The organism is Geothermobacter ehrlichii, from assembly GCF_008124615.1.
Taxonomy (GTDB): domain Bacteria; phylum Desulfobacterota; class Desulfuromonadia; order Desulfuromonadales; family Geothermobacteraceae; genus Geothermobacter; species Geothermobacter ehrlichii.
Map to the genome: position 1 here is coordinate 130,399 of NZ_VNIB01000007.1, position 17,656 is coordinate 148,054.

Below are 17,656 nucleotides of genomic sequence, written 5' to 3' on the forward strand. Positions count from 1 at the left end.
GCTGACAGGGGAAAGCGACCGAAACTGACCAGCACCAAGCGGGGAGGTTGTCATGCGACAGGCCCTTGTCATCATCGACATGCTCAACGACTTCGTCCAGCCCGGCGCCCCCCTGGAAGTTCCGGCGACCCGGGAGATCCTGCCGGCCCTGCAACAGCGCCTGCGGCAGGCGCGCGCGCAGGGACTGCCGGTCATCCACGTCTGCGACGCCCACGCCCCCGACGACAGCGAGTTCAGCCGCATGGGCTGGCCGCCGCACGCCGTGCGCGGCACCCGGGGCGCACAGATTGTCGACGAGCTGGCTCCCCTGCCCGGCGAAACCACGGTCTGCAAGACCACCTATTCGGGATTCCACGCCACCGACCTGGACGAGCATCTGCGCCGGCTGCAGGTCGACGAACTGGTCCTGACCGGCTGCGTCACCAGCATCTGCGTGCTGTACACGGCGGCCGACGCGGTGATGCGCGGCTACCGGGTCAGGGTTCCCGCCGACTGCGTCGCCCATCTCGACCCCGGGGACGGGGCCTTCGCCCTGCGGCAGATGCGGCAGGTGCTGGGCGTCGACGTCGAGGAAGACTGAGAAACCGCCTTCTCCGGAGCCCCGCGCGACCCGCCATGCCGCCCCTGATCGTCACCGCAGCCATCATCGAGGAGCAAGGCCGTTTCCTGGTCACCCGCCGCCCGGACGACTGCCGTCACGCCGGCCTGTGGGAGTTTCCCGGCGGCAAACTGGAAGACGGCGAAGCCCCCGAGCAGGCCTTGATCCGCGAGTTGCGCGAAGAACTCGATCTCGACATCGAGGTCGCCGGCATCGTCGATGTCCTTCACCATCGCTACGACTGGGGCGCCATCCTGCTGCTCGCCTACCGGGCACGCATCCTCGGCGGTCGAATCCGTCACCTCGGCGTGGCCGAACACCGCTGGGTGCGTCCCGACGAGATGCTGGCGCTTCCCTTCCTGCCGGCCGACGCTCCCCTGGTACGGAAACTGGCGGGGACCTGACTCTCGCCTCAGGCTGCTGAAAAAGGCCTGCGGGCGGCATCATCCTCATCGACGCACCTCGAAACATGCCTCACGCCCGGAAGGCCGGATACCTTGCGTCCGGACTTTTTGCCCGGCCGGTCACCAGTCATTCCCCACAATGAACCCCGCATCGGCCCGGAACGCTCCCGGGAACCCGTAGTGAAAAATTTTCCGACATCGATTCGACAGCCGAAACGCCGATGCTATAATTTTCAACACATCGCTGCGAATCGAAATCCGTTTTACCGCCAGACCTCCAGACAACCCAAACAGGAAACCCGTTTCAAAACACTCCCGACCGGGGGACGAAAGATGCAGCGATTTATCAAACTTTTTACCACAAATAATAAAATGCAATTTTACAGAGCCGCATTCGGCCGAAAACATATGCGGCATATTTTGCGATTCATGGGGCAGGCAAGCCAGCATTTCATAACATTGCACATTTCCCATCTGTTTGATTTAAATGGTTTTTTTAGCAACATTTACGTCTGCAAAAAAAAGAGATTGACAAAAATAAAACGCCGTATTACTTTTTCGTCCAATATTTTTAAAACAGTGTGCCGAAATCGAGGCATCGCGAACATCAGCCGCAGTTTTCGAGGAGTTGAAACTTGGGCGCGAGAGGGCGTGAATCCTATTCCATCCAGTCGGTCGAGAACGCGCTGGACGTTCTCGAGGCGCTCTCCGAAGAGGAAGGCGAGGTACGCATTTCACGGCTCAGCCAGCGCCTCGGCATGAACAAAACCAGCGTTTTCCGGCTGATGGCCACCTTCGAGAGCCGTGGCTATGTCGAACGCGAAGACGGATCGAGCAAATACCGGCTGGGACTTTCTGCCTACGAGGTCGCGCAGAAACTGCTTTCCCGCATGGAGCTGCTGCGCAAGGCCAGGCCGGTGATGGAAAAGCTGGTTCGCTCCACGAAAGAAGCGGTCTACCTCACCGTACCGCGCACCGGAGAGGTACTGTTCTTTGACATGGTCGACACCACCTACCAGGTCAAGATCGTATCCCTGGTGGGTCGCCGCTACCCGCTGGAAACCACGGCGGCCGGTCGTGTTCAGCTCGCCTTCGCCGAAGAAAGCGACAGACCGCAGCTCGACGAAGGACAGAAGCTCGACCTGACCCGCATCCACGCCCAGGGCTTCTGCCAGGACACGGGCACGCTCGGCGACGGCGTCACCGCCCTGGCGGTGCCGCTGCTGACCAAGGGCGGGCGGCTGGCCGGCAGTCTCTGCCTGGTCGCCCCGGACTTCCGGATGTCAGAGGAGATCATCCGGGACGAACTGGCGCCGCAACTGGTCGAGGCCGGCACCATCATTTCCAGCAAGCTCGGCTATGTCGGTCATTTTCTCGGCGGCGGAGTTTCTCCCGGCCGCAATTGAAAGCAATGTGAGTTTTCGGTCCGGGCAGGACCAGGACCGGGTTGACAAGGAGGTGACAGAGTCAAATCAACGACCGCTGGTGTTCCCCCGCGGCCACAGGGTCTGGATGCAAGGGGGGAGAAGAGTCAGGTTGTTCAACCAACGTAATGAGGAGAGAGAGGAGGCAAAACTATGGCAGAACATCATGCACATGATCACGAAGGGTATTGGAAAGCGACCCTCGGCCTGGTCAGAAACATTCTGATCGTCTGGTTCGTCGTGTCCTACGGGCTCGGCATCATTCTGGCCCCGGCACTCAACGGCATCAAGATTGGCGGTTATCCGCTGGGATTCTGGTTCGCCCAGCAGGGCTCCATTTATGTTTTCGTGGCGCTCATCTTCATCTACGCCAAACTCATGGGCAAAATCGACGAGAAGTTTGACGTCCACGAAGATTAAGGGAGGATTTCTACAATGAGTCTGCAAACCATTACATACATTATTGTCGGCCTGACCTTCGCGCTCTATATCGGCATCGCCATCTGGGCCCGTGCCGGCAGCACCAAGGAGTTCTACGTCGCCGGCGGCGGTGTTCACCCCGTTCTCAACGGTATGGCAACTGGCGCCGACTGGATGTCGGCTGCGTCCTTCATCTCCATGGCCGGCCTGATCGCCGCCATGGGCTACGGCGGCGGCCTGTTCCTGATGGGCTGGACGGGCGGCTACGTCCTGCTGGCCATGCTGCTCGCCCCCTACCTGCGCAAGTTCGGCAAGTTCACCGTGCCACAGTTCTTCGGCTCCCGCTACTATTCCCAGGGCGCCAGCACGGTCGCCGTTCTCTGCCTGCTGATGGCTTCCGTCACCTACATCATCGGTCAGATGACCGGTGTCGGTGTCGCCTTCTCCCGCTTCCTCGGTGTTTCGAACACCATGGGCATCATCGTCGGTATGGCCATCGTCTTCGTCTACGCCGTTTTCGGCGGCATGAAGGGGATCACCTACACCCAGGTCGCCCAGTACTGCGTCCTGATCATCGCCTACACCGTACCGGCGATCTTCATCTCGCTGCACCTGACCGGCAATCCCCTGCCGCAGCTTGGCCTCGGTTCCGACCTGGTCGGCACCACCACTCCGCTGCTGGAGAAACTCGACCAGATCTCCATGGAACTCGGCTTCGCCCAGTACACCACCACGCCGCGGCTGAGCTACTTCAACATGTTCGTCTACACCGTGTCGCTGATGATCGGCACCGCCGGTCTGCCGCACGTCATCGTCCGCTTCTTCACCGTGCCCAAGGTCAAGGACGCCCGTTCCTCCGCCGGCTGGGCCCTGGTCTTCATCGCCCTGCTCTACACCACCGCTCCGGCCGTGGCGGCAATGGCCAAGATCAACCTGCTCAAGACCATCCATCCCGGCATCATGCAGGGTAGCGATGTCTTCGCTCCTGAAGCCCAGATCAAGTACGACGAGCGTCCCGACTGGATGAAACGCTGGGAAGTCACCGGCCTGCTGAAGTTCAATGACAAGAACGGCGACGGCCGCATCCAGTACTACAATGACAAGAACAAGACGTTCGCCGAGAAGGCCAAGGCCGCCGGCTGGGCCGGTAATGAGCTGAGCGTCAACCGCGACATCATGGTTCTCGCAAATCCCGAGATCGCCATGCTGCCCAACTGGGTCATCGCCCTGGTCGCCGCCGGTGGTCTGGCCGCCGCGCTCTCCACCGCCGCCGGCCTGCTGCTGGCCATCTCGTCGGCCATCTCGCACGACCTGCTGAAAGAGAAGTTCATGCCTGACCTCTCCGAGAAGGGCGAGCTTCTCGCCGGCAAGATCGCCATGGCCTGCTCCATCATGGTGGCCGGCTACCTCGGCCTGAATCCGCCCGACTTCGCTGCCGGTACCGTGGCCATTGCCTTCGGCCTGGCCGCCAGCTCCATCTTCCCGGCGCTGATGATGGGCATCTTCAGCAAGACTATGAACAAGCAGGGCGCCATCGCCGGCATGCTGGCCGGAATCGGCGTGACCATGCTCTACGTCTTCGCCCACAAAGGCATCTTCTTCATCAAGGGGACCTCGTTCCTCGGCCTGTTCGGCGGCAAACCCAACTTCTTCTTCGGCATCGAGCCGAACGCCTTCGGCGCCATCGGCGCTGTCGTCAACTTCATCGTCGCCTTCGCCGTCAAGAACATGACCGCTCCGGTGCCCGATGAGATCGCCCAGCTGGTCGAAGCCGTTCGTATCCCCAAGGGTTCGAAGGAGATCGGCGGCGCTCACTGAGCCGCAGTTCTTGCCGATTCGATTCGATTGTGTCATTATCCCGCCAGCTTGTGCTGGCGGGATTTTTCTTGCCCGCGAACCCCGACAGGAGAGTGTCTCCATGCCCGTTTTCACCGTCAGTATCGCCCTCACCTGGATTCTTTACCTGGCCCTCTACTTCATGGCCTTTTTCTGGCTGCGCCGCGCCTGGCGCATCTTCAGGAAAAAGGACTATTCAGAAGTCGCTCTCAAGGGCGGCGAGCCGCCGAAAAACCCGGAAAAATGGGCCCCCTTCACCGGCATCGTCAACCTGGCCGCCGGTCTGGTGGCGGTCTGGGTCGCCCTCGGCGTCCCCCTGTACATCGCCACCGGCATCGCCATCGGCCCCTTCATGGATTTCAACACCTGGATCGGCATCGCCGGCTCGACCCTGTGGCTGAAGATCTTCGCCGACTTCGTCATCAGCCGCCAGGCGCATCCCTTTAAGTTCGGGAAGAAAAAGAAAGAATAGGCTCGAAGCTTAAAACCGGCGGGTCGCGCCCCGCCAGGCGCCTTACTTTTTTCAACGCGAAAAAAGTAAGCAAAAACGCTGGGCTTTATGGCAGTCGCCAAGGCCTGTGGGCCTCTTCAACGCTGCCGCCAAACAAGCTGGCATCTTCTTCGTGGCAGCAGAAAAGGCATCGTTCCCGGGCTCGCTGCGCTCGCACGGGCCAGTTTGTTCGGAGGTGCCCCAACGGAAGGCACAACCGTTCCCGTCGGGGCCGCGGCGGTGCAACCTGGCCCATCGAGCGGCCTGCCGCTTGTTGGGAAAGCCTTTCTGCCGGCCCGAAGAGCCGGCGTTCCGGGTTGAGCCGACGTTGTAATGACCCACCGAACCCGCGCAACAGCAATGCCCGCCGCAGGCGAAGGGCCCTTTTCTGCGTCCTCTTTTGGGCCGGCAAAAGAGGACGGCGTCGTCCGGGGACGCAACCCCGGATCTACGTCCATCGACCGCAAGGTCGCAAGCAAAATCAAAAGCAAAACCGGCGGGTCGCGCCCCGCCAGGCGCCTTACTTTTTTCAACGCGAAAAAAGTAAGCAAAAACGCTTGTTTTTATTTCTGCCACGAAGGTCTGTGGCCCTTTTCAACCAGTTGCCCAGACAGACCGCCCTTTCTCCGTGACCACAAAAAAGCATCGTTCCCGGGCTCGCTGCGCTCACACGGGCCAAACGGTTCAGAGCTGCCTCGACGGAAACGGCTGTTCGATACAGGAACGTCCCCGTTGTGGCTGCGGCGGTACAACCTGGCCCATCGAGCGGTCTGCCGCTCGTTGGGAAAGCCTTTCCTGTTGGCCCGAAGAGCTGAAGCTCTTTTGACGGGACAAACGAACCTTTGCCCTACCGAACCCACGCAACAGCAATGCCCGCCGCAGGCGTAAGGCCCTTTTCTGCGTCCTCTTTTGGGCCAGCAAAAGAGGACGGCGTCGTCCGGGGGCGCAACCCCGGATCGACATCCTTCGACCGCAAGGTCGCAAGCAAAATCAAAAGCAAAACCGGCGGGTCGCGCCCCGCCAGGCGCCTTACTTTTTTCAACGCGAAAAAAGTAAGCAAAAACGCTGGGCTTTATGGCAGTCGCCAAGGCCTGTGGGCCTCTTCAACGCTGCCGCCAAACAAGCCGGCATCTTCTTCGCGGCAGCAGAAAAAGCATCGTTCCCGGGCTCGCTGCGCTCGCACGGGCCAGTTTGTTCGGAGCTGCCCCATGTGTGCCGCTTGTCTCAACAACAAACGTTCCCGTCGGGGCTGAGGCGGTACGATCTGGCCCATCGAGCGGTCTGCCGCTCGTTGGGAAGCTTTTCCTGTTAGCCCGAAGCACCGACGCTTCTTTGATGGGACAAACGGAACCTCGACCCACCGAACCTTTGCGACAGCAATGCCCGCCGCAGGCGAAAGCTCTTTCTGCTTACTCTTTGGAGCGCCAAAGAGTAAGGCGTCGTCCGGGGACGCAACCCCGGATCTACGCACATCGACCGCAAGGTCGCAAACCATCAAAAGCAAAACCGGCGGGTCGCGCCCCGCCAGGCGCCTTACTTTTTTCAGCGCGAAAAAAGTAAGCAAAAACGCTTGTTTCTATTTCTGCCACGAAGGTCTGTGGCCCTTTTCAACCAGTTGCCCAAACAGACCGCCCTTTCTCCGTGACCACAAAAAAAGCATCGTTCCCGGGCTCGCTGCGCTCGCACGGCCAGTTTGTTCGGAGGTGCCCCAACGGAAACGCCCGTCCTGGCACAACCGTTCCCGTCGGGGCCGCGACGGTGCGGCCCGGCCCATCGAGCGGTTTGCCGCTCGTTGGGATGCTTTTCCTGCCGGCCCGGAGCACCGACGCTACTTGGTGGGTCCGAGCCTTGCCTCGACCCACCGAACCTTTGCGACAGCAATGCCCGCCGCAGGCATAAGGCCCTTTTCTGCGTCCTCTTTTGGGCCAGCAAAAGAGGACGGCGTCGTCCGGGGGCGCAACCCCGGATCGACATTCATCCGACCGCAAGGTCGCAAGCAAAATCAAAAGCAAAACCGGCGGGTCGCGCCCCGCCAGGCGCCTTACTTTTTTCAACGCGAAAAAAGTAAGCAAAAACGCTGGGCTTTATGGCAGTCGCCAAGGCCTGTGGGCCTCTTCAACGCTGCCGCCAAACAAGCCGGCATCTTCTTCGCGGCAGCAGAAAAAGCATCGTTCCCGGGCTCGCTGCGCTCACACGGGCCAAACGGTTCAGAGCTGCCTCGACGGAAACGGCTGTTCGATACAGGAACGTCCCCGTTGAGGCTGCGTCGGTGCAACCTGGCCCAACGAGCGGCCTGCCGCTCGTTGGGAAGCTTTTCCTGTTAGCCCGAAGCACCGACGCTTCTTTGATGGGACAAACGGCACCTCGACCCATCGAACCTTGGCGATTGCAATGCCCGCCGCAGGCTAAGCTCTTTCTGCTTACTCTTTGGAGTGCCAAAGAGTAAGGCGTCGTCCGGGGACGCAACCCCGGATCTACGCACATCGCCCGAAGGGCAAAATTCAAAACCGAAATGGCTCGCGATTCTAGATTCGTGAATCGCACTGCGCACATCACATGAACCTTTGCTCATCTTCGTTTTTTTGCTAACCTTTCCTGAGTGTTAGCCGGGCGCGAACAGGCGCCCCCTTCTGCCACGGGAGACGCCATGGGCCGGATCAGCACACTCAAGGACACACAACCCTTCAACCTGCTGCCCGACGAGGTGGTGACCCGCCTCGAACAGGCCGCCCTCATCAGGAAATTTCCGCCGCACATCCACATTTTCAACCAGAACGATCCGCCCACCGGCTATCTCTACATCGTGCGCCGGGGGCTGGTAGAAATCGTCGCCACCACCCCCGGCGGGGTGGAGATGGTGGTCGATCTGCGCAGCGACGGCTCCTTTTTCGGCTGCACCCCCATTCTGACCAACGAGTCATACACCGCCGGCGCCCGCACCGCCAAGGAAACCGAGTGCTACCTCATCCCGGCGGAGTTGATCGCCGAAACCGTCCGCGACTATCCCGACGTGGCGGACTTCTTCACCCGCGCCGTCTATTCACGGGTGCGCAGCCTCTACGCCGACATGGTCAGTGACCACGCCCAGAGCGCGCTGACCCAGATGGAGGCCTATCCGTTCAAGAAACGGCTGTCGGAAATCATGACTTCGCCCGTCATCACCTGCGACGGCAAGGCGACCGCCCGGGATGTCGCCCGGACCATGACCCGGCATGGCATCGGCGCCATCGTCGTCTCCAACGAAAGGAACCGCGCGGACGGCATCATCACCCAGAACGACCTGGTGACCAAGGTTCTGGCGCGGGACAGCGCCAATCCGGCGGAACTGACCGCCGAGCGGATCATGACCCCCTCCCCCCTGACCCTGCCGCCGTCCGCCTACATGTACGAAGCGGCGACCTTCATGATGGCGCGCCGCATCAAACACCTGCCGGTGGTCGACAACGGCGAACTGGTCGGCATCATCTCCCTGCGCGACCTGATGAAGTACCGCAGCCAGAAGTCGATGCTGCTGGTCGGCAGCGTCAAGGAGGCGAAAAACCTCGACGACCTGGCCCGGGCCAAGCAGGAGATCGTCAAGGTCGCCAAGGGGTTGATGAGCGAGACCCGCTCGCCTTTCGAAACCATGGAGATCCTCTCCTACATCCACCACTGCATCCTGCGGCGCGGCTACGAGCTGGTGCTGGAGCAGATGCGCGCCGAAGGGATGGTGCCGCCTCCCATCCGCCACTGCTTCATCATCATGGGCAGCGGCGGCCGCAAGGAGATGCTGCTCGGTCCCGACCAGGACAACGGCTTCATTTTCGAGGACTTCCCCGAGGAGATGCGGCAGGAGGTCGACGCCTTCTTCGTCCCCTTCGCCGAACGGCTGGTCGCCGCCTACGCCGCAATCGGCTATCCGCTGTGCAACGGCAAGGTGATGGCCAACAACCCCCTCTGGCGCGGCCGGCTGCAGGACTGGAAGGAGCGCATCACCGAGTGGATCAGGGTTCCGGAACCGCAACGGGTGCGCTACTCGACCATCTTCTTCGATTTCATGCCCCTGGTCGGCGACACCAGCCTCTGCCAGGACCTGCGCGACATCGTCCACCTGCTGATCCGCGAAACCCCGGTCTTCCTCTACCACCTGATGGAGCTCGACTTCCAGCACAAGGTGCCCCTCAGCCTGCTTGGCCGCTTCGTGGTCGAAAAGGACGACGAGATCAGGGGGAAGCTCTCCCTGAAACAGGCCGGCAGCATCTTCATCGTCGACTGCGTGCGCATCTTCATGCTCGAACAGGGGTTCGAGGCGACCACCACCATCGAGCGGCTGGACGAACTGGTCAAGCGCGGCGTCTTCACCCAGGACACGGCCGAACACCTCAAGGCCGCACTGGAGGCCTTCACCTTCCTGCGCCTGCGCAACGAGATCAACCTGATCGAGCAGGGAAAGAAGCCCACCCACTACCTTGATCCCTACGCCCTGTCCAGGATCGAGCAGGACCTGCTCAAGGAGGCCTTCCGCGCCGCCGGCAAGCTGCAGGATTCGACCCGACGGCATTTTTCGCGGCTGGTGCATTAAAGGGTGCTTGGCGCCGGGTGCCGGGTTTTTCCTGGCCCTGACGCCCGACACCCGCCTTTCTCCCAGTACCTGACGCCCGACCCCCGCCTTTCTCCCAGTACCTGACGCCCGACCCCCGCCTTTCTCCCAACACCTGACGCCCGACACCAAGTGCACGCCTCTACCCTGGCACCCACCTCTTTGCGCTAAATCTTCCGGCCACTTGCACCGATGAAAGACAGGAGGGACCGATGCGCTACATCTACTACACGGCACTGATTCTGATCCTCGCCACCCTGGGCGTCTGGCTGACCGACCGGATGCTCGCCCCCCGGCCGCGGAGCGAAGCGGTGGTCAAGGTCAACGGCCGCATCATCACCCGCGCCGAATTCGACCTGCGACGCCGCTACGCGCCCTACGCCTTCAAGGACGAGGCGAGCTTCGTCGACAACCTGGTGACCCGCGAGCTGCTGATCCAGGAAGCCCGCCGGCGCGGCATCGACCGCGAGGACGCCTTCCGGGTGGCGATGGAGGATCACTACGAGCAGGCGCTGATCCACCAGCTGCTCGAAAGAAAGCGCAAGGAGATCGCCGTCAGCGTCGACCGGCGGCAGATCGAACGCTTTCGCGACTGTGCGCAATACCGCTACCGGCTGACCCGGATCATCGAACCGGCAACGCCCGCTGGCGGCAACGAACAGGTCGTCGAGGAAGACTTTCTCGACCTGCCGCCCAACTGGCAGCTGCAGCTGCTCGACCTGCGCCCCGGGGAGAGCAGCACCCCCTTCCCCACCAATGAAGGCCTCTGCCACCTCATGGTCGAAAGCATCCGGTCCGCCGCCCGTCCCCCGTCCGGGCTCGACGACGAGAGCATCCGCCGCCAGCTCGAAGAGGCGGCGCGACAGGCGCGGCTCGACAGCTGGGTCGAACAGCTGCGACGCAAGGCCGACATCGAGATCAGCCTGAGCACCGGCGATGGAAGGAGGGAAGGATGAGCCGGAAATACCGCCGCCGCAATTTCTTCATCAACAAAGAACTGCAGGGCCGTTTCATCTTCCGCTATTTCATCCTCAGCTTCGCCGGGGTCATGTTTTTCGCCCTGGCCTTCAGCTACCTCTCGCAGGACAACCTGACCATCGCCTACGATGGCGAACAGCTGCGGATCGGCGCCACGCCCATGATCCTGCTGCGGGAGATGGTCGAGGCCCACTGGTTCTTCCTGGTCACCGCCGGCGTCTTCATCGCCGTGTTTTCCATGTTCGTCACCCATCGCATCGCCGGTCCCCTCTTCCGCTTCGAAAAGACCTTCGAGGCGATGAGCAACCGCGATTTCAGCTGGAACGTGGTGCTGCGGGCCAAGGACGAGGCCAAACAGACCGCCGCCAAGCTCAACATCGTCAACGACGTCATCAGCAACGATCTGCGGGACATTCTGCGCCGCAGCGAAACCCTTGAACAGCTTCTGGAGGAGATGCAGGAGGGCGGCCCGGCCGACGGCGAACTGCTGCGGCGGGCAAGAGAGGAGAACCAAGTCATTCTCGAACTGCTGCGAGGATACCGCTTCCGATCCTGATAGCCATGCACCCTGCCCACATCCTTTCCGTGACGCTCCTGTCCAAAGTGCTCGCGTTGATACCGGCCGGCGGCGAACTGCTGCGGCGGGCAAGAGAGGAGAACCAAGTCATTCTCGAACTGCTGCGAGGATACCGCTTCCGATCCTGATAGCCATGCACCCTGCCCACATCCTTTCCGTGGCGCTCCTGTCCGGAGTGCTCGCGGCGATACCGGCCGCCGGCGCGGAAATCCGTTCCCGGCAGGCCAGCCTGGTCTACGACCGGCCCGAGCAGCTGCGCCAGTTCAACAGCAGGGTGCGCCTGTCCGGCGGTTTCTTCTCTTTCGGATCGGGAAGCGGGCAGATCGACAGGGATGTCAGCAACAAACTCGACCGATTCGCCTCCCTGGTACAGACGATCCTCGACATGCGGCCGGACAACTTTCGCTACCGGGTGGTGCTGCTCGACAGCGCCGAAGACGTCGACCGCGTCTACCAGCAGCAGTACGGCATGAAACGCGACTTCATCGCCTTCTTTTCCCCCAAGACCGACACCATCTACATCTCCACCGCCGACGTCGACCGCAACGTCTTCGCCCACGAACTGGCCCACGCGGTGATTCACCACTACTTTCACCGCGCCCCGCCGACCAAGATTCACGAGCTGCTGGCGCAGTATGTGGAAAGCCAGATTTGAGAACCGGGAAAGCCGACTGGTGTCAACCGCGGATGGGGCTTTTAAAACCTGGAAAAACCAAGGGTTTTGTTTTCATCTGCGCGTATCTGCGTGCATCCGCGGTTTGAAAGGTTTTGGTTTTCTGCATGCATCCACGGCGGAGAAATCACCCATCTTTTCCCATCACTCCTCCGCCGCAAGAGTCCTGAGCCGTCTGCGGGCGGCCCGGTCGCCGGGACGGAGCAGCAGCACCTGCCGGTACGACCTGCGGGCCAGTTCGCGCAACCCGATCCGTTCGGCGTACTGCCCCCGCAGCCGGTGCAGGGCGACATCGCGGGGGAAGGTCCGCGTGCCCTCGTCGAGCAGATGCAGGGCCTCTTCGTAGCGGCGCCGGTCACCGAAAAAGCGCGCTGCCAACCAGACGCTCCGGCCGCCAGCCGGTTCCGCCAGGGCCAGCGTAAAGGCGCGCCGGAAAGCCGCCTCGGCCTGCTGCGGCAGCTTGCGGCCCAGCAGGTAACGGGCGTAGGCCAGCCAGCACCGGGACGACTCGGGCAACACCGGCGCCAGCTCCCGGTCGGAAAAACCGGCAAGAATGAGCAGAGTCAGAACATCACCGGTCTTTTCCGGCGCCAGACGCAGCGTACGGCGCAACACTTCCTGTCCCGCCTCCCGTCGTCCCTGACGCAACAGCCAGCCGCCGTAGACCATCCCGCGCTCCGGCCGCCGCCGGTCGACCTCGACCGCCAGGCGCATGAGCCTTTCCGCCCGGCCGCCATCCCCCAGGCCGGCCAGCAGCAGACCGGCCTGCTGCAGCATCTCGCCGTTCAGGGGATTGCGGCGGATCGCCCGGCCATAGGCGGTGAGGGCTTCGGCGGAACGGCCGAGGGCCAGCCGCAGGTTGCCAACGGCATAGCGATAATCGGCCTGCAGCGGATCGAGACGCGCCGCTTCCTCGCTGGCCGTGAGCAGACGCTCGAGCCGTTCATCGTCGCGCAGCTGACGCAGATCCCCCCCCTCGGCCGGCGCGAAAGCGAGCAGCCCCAGACAGACGCCCCCCTGAACCAGACAGAAAAAGCCCCCCCCGAGCGTCACCGCCAGAAAGGCGGCGACGGACGGTCGCCGGCCGGCATCCAGCTCGGTGGAGCGGCTACCGGCACGGGAGCGTCCATGCGACACGGCGACCAGCAGTCCCCAGAGAGCGGCGAACCAGAGCAGATTCGCCCCGATGTGCAGATTGAAGTCGGTCAGGCCATGCAGGGCGATGGCGGCCAGCCCCGCCAGCACGCCGGGAAAGAGCAGCTGCGGCAGACGCGACCTGCGCCGTCGCCAGGCCCGCCAGCTGGTCGCCAGCAGGCCCACCGACAGCCAGCCGACCAGACCGGCGCCGACCAGACCGGCGTCGGTCAGCAACTCAACATAGTCGTTGTGGGCATGATCGACCAGTTTGCCGCCGGTATCCACGCTCTGGTAGCCGCGGTAGGCGTCGGCGAAGGTGCCGAAGCCGGTACCGAACAGGGGATGATCGCGCCAGAGCCGCAGGCTGTCCCGCCAGTACGCGGGACGCTGCTCGTGAATCAGCCCATCGGTACCGCGCAGCCGCTGGAAATCGGCAAAGATCGGATCCCAGCCGAAACCGCCCACCGCCGTCAGCAGCAGGCCGAAAAAGGCGGTCAGCACCAGGCCGCGGCGCAGGTCGCCGCCGGCAAAGGCCAGCAGCAGCCCGAGCACGATCAGGCTTCCCAGACAGCTGAGGATGCCGCCGCGCGACATGGAAAGAAAGACGGACAGGCCGCTCGCCAGCGCCAGGGCGCCGTAGATCAGATGCGGGCTCGATTGCGGATCGTTGAAAAAATCGACCAGCCGTTCCCGCCAGTTGCCGTGCACCACCACCGGCTTGCTGACGAAAAACCAGCACAGGCCCAGGGGAAAAACCATCGCCATCAGGCCGGCGAAATGGTTGCCGTTGACATAGGTTCCGAAAGGCTGCCCCGCCTCCGCCGGCCAGGGAGCCAGCAACCAGAGAATCCGGCCGTTGGGGAAAAGATCACAGAGAATCGCCAGCAGGGCGTAGATGCCGGCAAAACCGACCAGGACGCGCAGCACCTTCGCCAGCGCGGCACGGTTGTCGACCAGCTGAACCAGCAGAAAGAAGATTGCGGCGGCGGAGAAGAGCTGAACGGCCTCGAGCAGGGTCGCCCGCGGATGAACGGACAGGGGCATCCAGGCGTCGGGCCGCAGCTGCCAGACCCCTTCGGCGTAACGGGCGGCGGCGACCGGCGACAGCAGGCGCAGCAGCACCGGCGGCAGGGGGACGAGCTGCAGCAGCGGCAGCAGAAGCAGCGCGGCCAGCGGCCGGCCGCCGGGCAGCCGGTAACGATGCGCCCGCCCTCGCTGGGCCTGCCAGAACCAGACGGCGAGCAGCGCGAAAACCGCGCCCTGAATGGCAAGACGCGCCCAGGGGCCGGTGGTGCCGTAGGCCAGCGGAGCGAGAATCAGGATGGTCAGCAGGACATGGAGCATGAAAATACGCTCAAAGGACGCGGGGCACACAACTCGCCGTATGGGTGTTCAGCCATCGATGACACTGATTTCAAAAAACCAAAAACATCCAGCTTTTATCCGCGTTCATCTGCGTCCATCCGCGGCCAAGACCAATCCGCATTTTGTACTTCTACCAGTTCCCGTCCAGCACTTTCTGCGGATGATCCACCACCAGTTTCCGCGCCTCGTCCCGACCGACCAGTTTCACCGCCGCCTTCAGCCCGACGCTCAGGCACGGCGGTCGCCAGTCGGCACTGTGACCGTCACTGGCCAGCAGGTGCACCCATCCCCGCCGCAGCAGGTGGCGGGCGCAGGAACGGGCCACCGGACCGAAACCGCCGGTCAGGCTTTCGGCGGTGACCTGCACCAGGCCTCCGGCTTCGATCAGCGGCACGATCCGCTCCGGATCGCGGGCCACCCCCGGGTTGCGCTCCGGGTGGGTGACAACGGGAATCCTCCCCCGCCGGGACAGCTCGAATATCAGCTCCGGGGCCTCCGCCGGCAGGTGGGTATGGGGGAACTCGACCAGCAGCGCCGGACCAGGTCCGAGGCGGTAAGCGCAAAGTCCACCGACACCGAGAGACGTGGCGACGTCGGCCCCGGCGATCAGCCGCAGCCCGATTCCTTCCCGGTCGAACACCGCCTGCAGCTCCGCCACCCGCGCCGCGATCTCCTCCATGCCCAGGCCGCAAAGCGGCACGTGCGGCGTCGCCGCCAGCACGCGGATGCCGTCCGCCGCCGCCCGGCGCGCCATCGCCAAGGCTCCCTCAAGGTCGGCCGGACCGTCGTCGACGCCGGGGAGGATGTGGCAGTGCAGATCGATCATGGGCGTCGGGTATCAGGTATCAGGAGCCGGGCACTGGCCGCTGGGGGTTAGGCGCTGAACGCAGGGGGGCCCGACGCCCGCTTTTCGGCGAGAAACCAAAACTCAGCCTTCCTGGGCTTCGGGCTCCTCGCCATAGTACGACTGATAATAATACTGGTAATAGTAGTCGCTCTTCTTCAGCTCCAGGGCGTTGATCACCAGACCGAGCACCGGCGCGTTGATGTCGGCCAGCGACTTGATCGCCTTGCCGGCCATCTCGAAGGTGGTCTGCCGGGCGCGCACCACCAGCACGGTGCCTTTGAACAGGCGACTGAGAATGCGGGGGTCGGCCACCGTGAGCAGGGGCGGCGTGTCACAGATGATGACGTCGAAGTTCTTCTCCAGCCCGTCGAGCAGCTTGCTCATCCGCGCTGAGGAGAGCAGTTCCGCCGGGTTGGGCGGCACCGGCCCGGAAGTGATGATCGCCAGGTTGTCGACCGGCCCCTTCTGCAGCAGATCCTCGCCGCTGCCGCCGGCCAGGTAGTTCGACAGGCCGTAGCGGTTGGACAGACCGAACACCCGGTGCAGTCGCGGTTTGCGCATGTCGCCGTCGATAAGCAGTACCTTCTTTTCCGTCTGCGCCATGGTCACCGCCAGGTTGGCGGCGGTGGTGGTCTTGCCGGCGGCGGCTCCCGGACTGGTGATCAGGATCCGGCCCGGCGCTCCCTCCGGGGAAGAGAGCATCACCGCCGTGCGCAGGGCGCGGTAGTTCTCGGCGCAACCCGATCGCGGCTGATCGAGCAGCACCCGCTCCAGCACCTTGTCCTTCTCCTTCCACAGCGACACCAGGCCGAGCACCGACAGGCCGAGGGCCTTTTCCGTCTCGTCCGGATACTTGACGGTGTTGTCGAGATACTCGACGAAAAAGGCCAGGCCGATGCCGGCCATCAGCCCGACGATCAGACCGAGCAGCAGATTCTTCGGCTTGTTGGGCAAAACCGGGCCCTCGGGCACCGACGCCTTCTGCACGATCCACAGGTTGACCGGCTGGGTCTCCCGGGTGATGCTCTGCTCCTTGATCTTCATCATCAGGGCGTCGTAGAGCTGGCGGTTGGTCTCCACCTCCCGCTTCAGCACCCCGTACTGGATGAACTTCTGGTTCAGGTTGAGCGCCTCGGCCTTGGTCTTCTCCAGCTGGGCGCGCAGCCCCTCCTCGGTCGACACCGCCAGCTCGTACTGGTTCTCCAGCGAACGGACGATGCGCTGCACCTCCTGGTCGCGCTTGCGGCGCAGCACCTCCAGGTCCCCCACCACCTTCTTCATCACCGGATGCTTTGGACCGTACTTGGCCGACAGCTCCCGCACATGCTGCTCCGCCTTGAGGATTTCGGTGCGCAGGGTCTGCATCGCCGGATCGGAGGCGACGGCAGGCAGAGTTTCGGCCTCTTCCGGACTGTCGACCAGCCGCCGCACCTGGTTGTAGATCGCCTCCTGTTCCTTGCGTTTGGCCTCGGCGATCACCAGCTGGCTGCTGATCTGGTTCAGCTTCTGCGGCGTCACCGCCAGCCGGTCCTCGAGGGTGACGATGTCGTTGGCCACCATGTAGGCCTGCAGCGCCTTCTCCGCCTTGTCCAGCTTCTTGCGCTCCTCCTCCGCCTTGCGGGTCATCCAGTCGAGCGTCAGGCGGGTCGAATCGAGCTTCATGTTCAGGGTCTGCTCGATGTAGGCCCTGGCCGTGGTGTTGGCCACCCGGGCGGCGAACTCCGGGTTGGGCGAACGGTAGCTGATGGTGACGATGCGGCTGTTCTTGAACGGCCGGACGGTCAGGTTCTCGCTGATCTCGTCAGCGAGGGCGATCTCCTCTCCCTCGGCATCGACCGCCTCCGGCTCCTCCATCTCGCCCAGAATCACCCTCTTCACCGTCCGCTTCAGGTCGCGGACCCAGTCGCCGAGCGAAGCGAGCAGTCCCCGCTCGCGGTCGGCCTCAAGGTCGGCGGCGGTCAGCTCCAGCGCCCGGACCACCCGCAGGGCCACCGCCCGGCTCTTGATCAGCTGGAACTGGGTCTCGTAGAACTCCGGGTCGTAGAGCCGGTACGAGCCCTCCGAACCCAGGCCGCTGGGGCGGGCCTTTTCGATCAGCACCTGCGTCGTCCCCTCGTAGAGAGGCGTCCTGGCGAAGGTGTACAGGGCCACGGCCACGAAGATCAGGCCGAACACGGTCAGCACCAGGTTGCGGCGCTTGCTGATGACGCGCAGATAGTCGCGAAGGTGGATTTCTTCTGAATTCATAGACACTTCGGGCGCCGGGCACCAGGTGCCGGACGCGGAATCAGGGGGTCAGATTCGGATGCCAGCCGCCCATCACGCGGA

At 63.1% G+C, this 17,656-nt stretch carries 14 protein-coding genes; 10 read left to right on the forward strand and 4 right to left on the reverse strand.

What is annotated here, in order from left to right:
* Window positions 1–52: 52 nt before the first annotated feature.
* Together EDC39_RS09215 and EDC39_RS09220 are read left to right on the forward strand one after the other, a co-directional pair.
* Window positions 53–580 (forward strand): cysteine hydrolase family protein, encoded by a 528-nt coding sequence (locus tag EDC39_RS09215; protein WP_148896088.1) that lies wholly within the window; start codon window positions 53–55, stop codon window positions 578–580.
* A 35-nt stretch (window positions 581–615) separates the two neighbouring features.
* Window positions 616–1,002: a (deoxy)nucleoside triphosphate pyrophosphohydrolase gene (locus tag EDC39_RS09220; RefSeq protein ID WP_148896089.1), complete on the forward strand. Its 387-nt coding sequence runs from the start codon at window positions 616–618 to the stop codon at window positions 1,000–1,002.
* Window positions 1,003–1,122: 120 nt separating this feature from the next.
* Here EDC39_RS09220 and EDC39_RS09225 read toward each other — a convergent pair whose 3' ends face one another.
* Window positions 1,123–1,467 (reverse strand): hypothetical protein, encoded by a 345-nt coding sequence (locus EDC39_RS09225; protein WP_187426729.1) that lies wholly within the window; start codon window positions 1,465–1,467, stop codon window positions 1,123–1,125.
* 170 nt (window positions 1,468–1,637) lie between these two features.
* Between EDC39_RS09225 and EDC39_RS09230 the strand changes: the two genes are divergently transcribed.
* From EDC39_RS09230 to EDC39_RS09265, 8 genes are all read left to right on the forward strand, one after another.
* Window positions 1,638–2,408 (forward strand): IclR family transcriptional regulator, encoded by a 771-nt coding sequence (locus EDC39_RS09230; RefSeq protein WP_148896091.1) that lies wholly within the window; start codon window positions 1,638–1,640, stop codon window positions 2,406–2,408.
* A 171-nt stretch (window positions 2,409–2,579) separates the two neighbouring features.
* On the forward strand, window positions 2,580–2,846 hold the full coding sequence (locus EDC39_RS09235) for a DUF4212 domain-containing protein (RefSeq protein WP_148896092.1): 267 nt from the start codon (window positions 2,580–2,582) through the stop codon (window positions 2,844–2,846).
* 15 nt (window positions 2,847–2,861) lie between these two features.
* On the forward strand, window positions 2,862–4,664 hold the full coding sequence (locus EDC39_RS09240; RefSeq protein ID WP_148896093.1) for a sodium:solute symporter family protein: 1,803 nt from the start codon (window positions 2,862–2,864) through the stop codon (window positions 4,662–4,664).
* A 100-nt stretch (window positions 4,665–4,764) separates the two neighbouring features.
* Window positions 4,765–5,154: a hypothetical protein gene (locus EDC39_RS09245; RefSeq protein ID WP_148896094.1), complete on the forward strand. Its 390-nt coding sequence runs from the start codon at window positions 4,765–4,767 to the stop codon at window positions 5,152–5,154.
* A gap of 2,665 nt (window positions 5,155–7,819) precedes the next feature.
* On the forward strand, window positions 7,820–9,733 hold the full coding sequence (locus EDC39_RS09250; protein ID WP_148896095.1) for a putative nucleotidyltransferase substrate binding domain-containing protein: 1,914 nt from the start codon (window positions 7,820–7,822) through the stop codon (window positions 9,731–9,733).
* A gap of 230 nt (window positions 9,734–9,963) precedes the next feature.
* Window positions 9,964–10,707 carry a peptidylprolyl isomerase gene (locus tag EDC39_RS09255; protein ID WP_148896096.1) on the forward strand — a complete coding sequence of 248 codons (744 nt, stop codon included), beginning with the start codon at window positions 9,964–9,966 and terminating at the stop codon, window positions 10,705–10,707.
* Window positions 10,704–11,285: a methyl-accepting chemotaxis protein gene (locus tag EDC39_RS09260; RefSeq protein WP_148896097.1), complete on the forward strand. Its 582-nt coding sequence runs from the start codon at window positions 10,704–10,706 to the stop codon at window positions 11,283–11,285. The genes EDC39_RS09255 and EDC39_RS09260 overlap by 4 nt, the downstream gene beginning before the upstream one ends.
* 154 nt (window positions 11,286–11,439) lie before the next feature.
* Window positions 11,440–11,961: a hypothetical protein gene (locus EDC39_RS09265; RefSeq protein WP_187426730.1), complete on the forward strand. Its 522-nt coding sequence runs from the start codon at window positions 11,440–11,442 to the stop codon at window positions 11,959–11,961.
* A gap of 162 nt (window positions 11,962–12,123) precedes the next feature.
* Here the strand turns inward: EDC39_RS09265 and EDC39_RS09270 are convergent, their stop codons facing one another.
* The 3 genes from EDC39_RS09270 to EDC39_RS09280 form a co-directional block, all read right to left on the reverse strand.
* Window positions 12,124–14,460 carry an O-antigen ligase family protein gene (locus EDC39_RS09270; RefSeq protein ID WP_148896099.1) on the reverse strand — a complete coding sequence of 779 codons (2,337 nt, stop codon included), beginning with the start codon at window positions 14,458–14,460 and terminating at the stop codon, window positions 12,124–12,126.
* Window positions 14,461–14,611: 151 nt separating this feature from the next.
* Window positions 14,612–15,307 (reverse strand): tyrosine-protein phosphatase, encoded by a 696-nt coding sequence (locus EDC39_RS09275; protein ID WP_148896100.1) that lies wholly within the window; start codon window positions 15,305–15,307, stop codon window positions 14,612–14,614.
* 102 nt (window positions 15,308–15,409) lie between these two features.
* Window positions 15,410–17,575, reverse strand: coding sequence for a GumC family protein (locus tag EDC39_RS09280; RefSeq protein ID WP_148896101.1), 2,166 nt, complete (start codon window positions 17,573–17,575; stop codon window positions 15,410–15,412).
* Between the last annotated feature and the right edge of the window lie 81 nt (window positions 17,576–17,656).

Bases quoted from the DNA above. Each gene is read 5' to 3' on its own strand.
- EDC39_RS09275 (WP_148896100.1), bottom strand. From the start codon at position 15,307: ATGATCGATCTGCACTGCCACATCCTCCCCGGCGTCGACGACGGTCCG.
- EDC39_RS09250 (WP_148896095.1), top strand. From the start codon at position 7,820: ATGGGCCGGATCAGCACACTCAAGGACACACAACCCTTCAACCTGCTG.
- EDC39_RS09240 (WP_148896093.1), top strand. From the start codon at position 2,862: ATGAGTCTGCAAACCATTACATACATTATTGTCGGCCTGACCTTCGCG.
- EDC39_RS09255 (WP_148896096.1), top strand. From the start codon at position 9,964: ATGCGCTACATCTACTACACGGCACTGATTCTGATCCTCGCCACCCTG.
- EDC39_RS09220 (WP_148896089.1), top strand. From the start codon at position 616: ATGCCGCCCCTGATCGTCACCGCAGCCATCATCGAGGAGCAAGGCCGT.
- EDC39_RS09260 (WP_148896097.1), top strand. From the start codon at position 10,704: ATGAGCCGGAAATACCGCCGCCGCAATTTCTTCATCAACAAAGAACTG.
- EDC39_RS09235 (WP_148896092.1), top strand. From the start codon at position 2,580: ATGGCAGAACATCATGCACATGATCACGAAGGGTATTGGAAAGCGACC.
- EDC39_RS09270 (WP_148896099.1), bottom strand. From the start codon at position 14,460: ATGCTCCATGTCCTGCTGACCATCCTGATTCTCGCTCCGCTGGCCTAC.
- EDC39_RS09265 (WP_187426730.1), top strand. From the start codon at position 11,440: ATGCACCCTGCCCACATCCTTTCCGTGGCGCTCCTGTCCGGAGTGCTC.
- EDC39_RS09215 (WP_148896088.1), top strand. From the start codon at position 53: ATGCGACAGGCCCTTGTCATCATCGACATGCTCAACGACTTCGTCCAG.
- EDC39_RS09245 (WP_148896094.1), top strand. From the start codon at position 4,765: ATGCCCGTTTTCACCGTCAGTATCGCCCTCACCTGGATTCTTTACCTG.
- EDC39_RS09280 (WP_148896101.1), bottom strand. From the start codon at position 17,575: ATGAATTCAGAAGAAATCCACCTTCGCGACTATCTGCGCGTCATCAGC.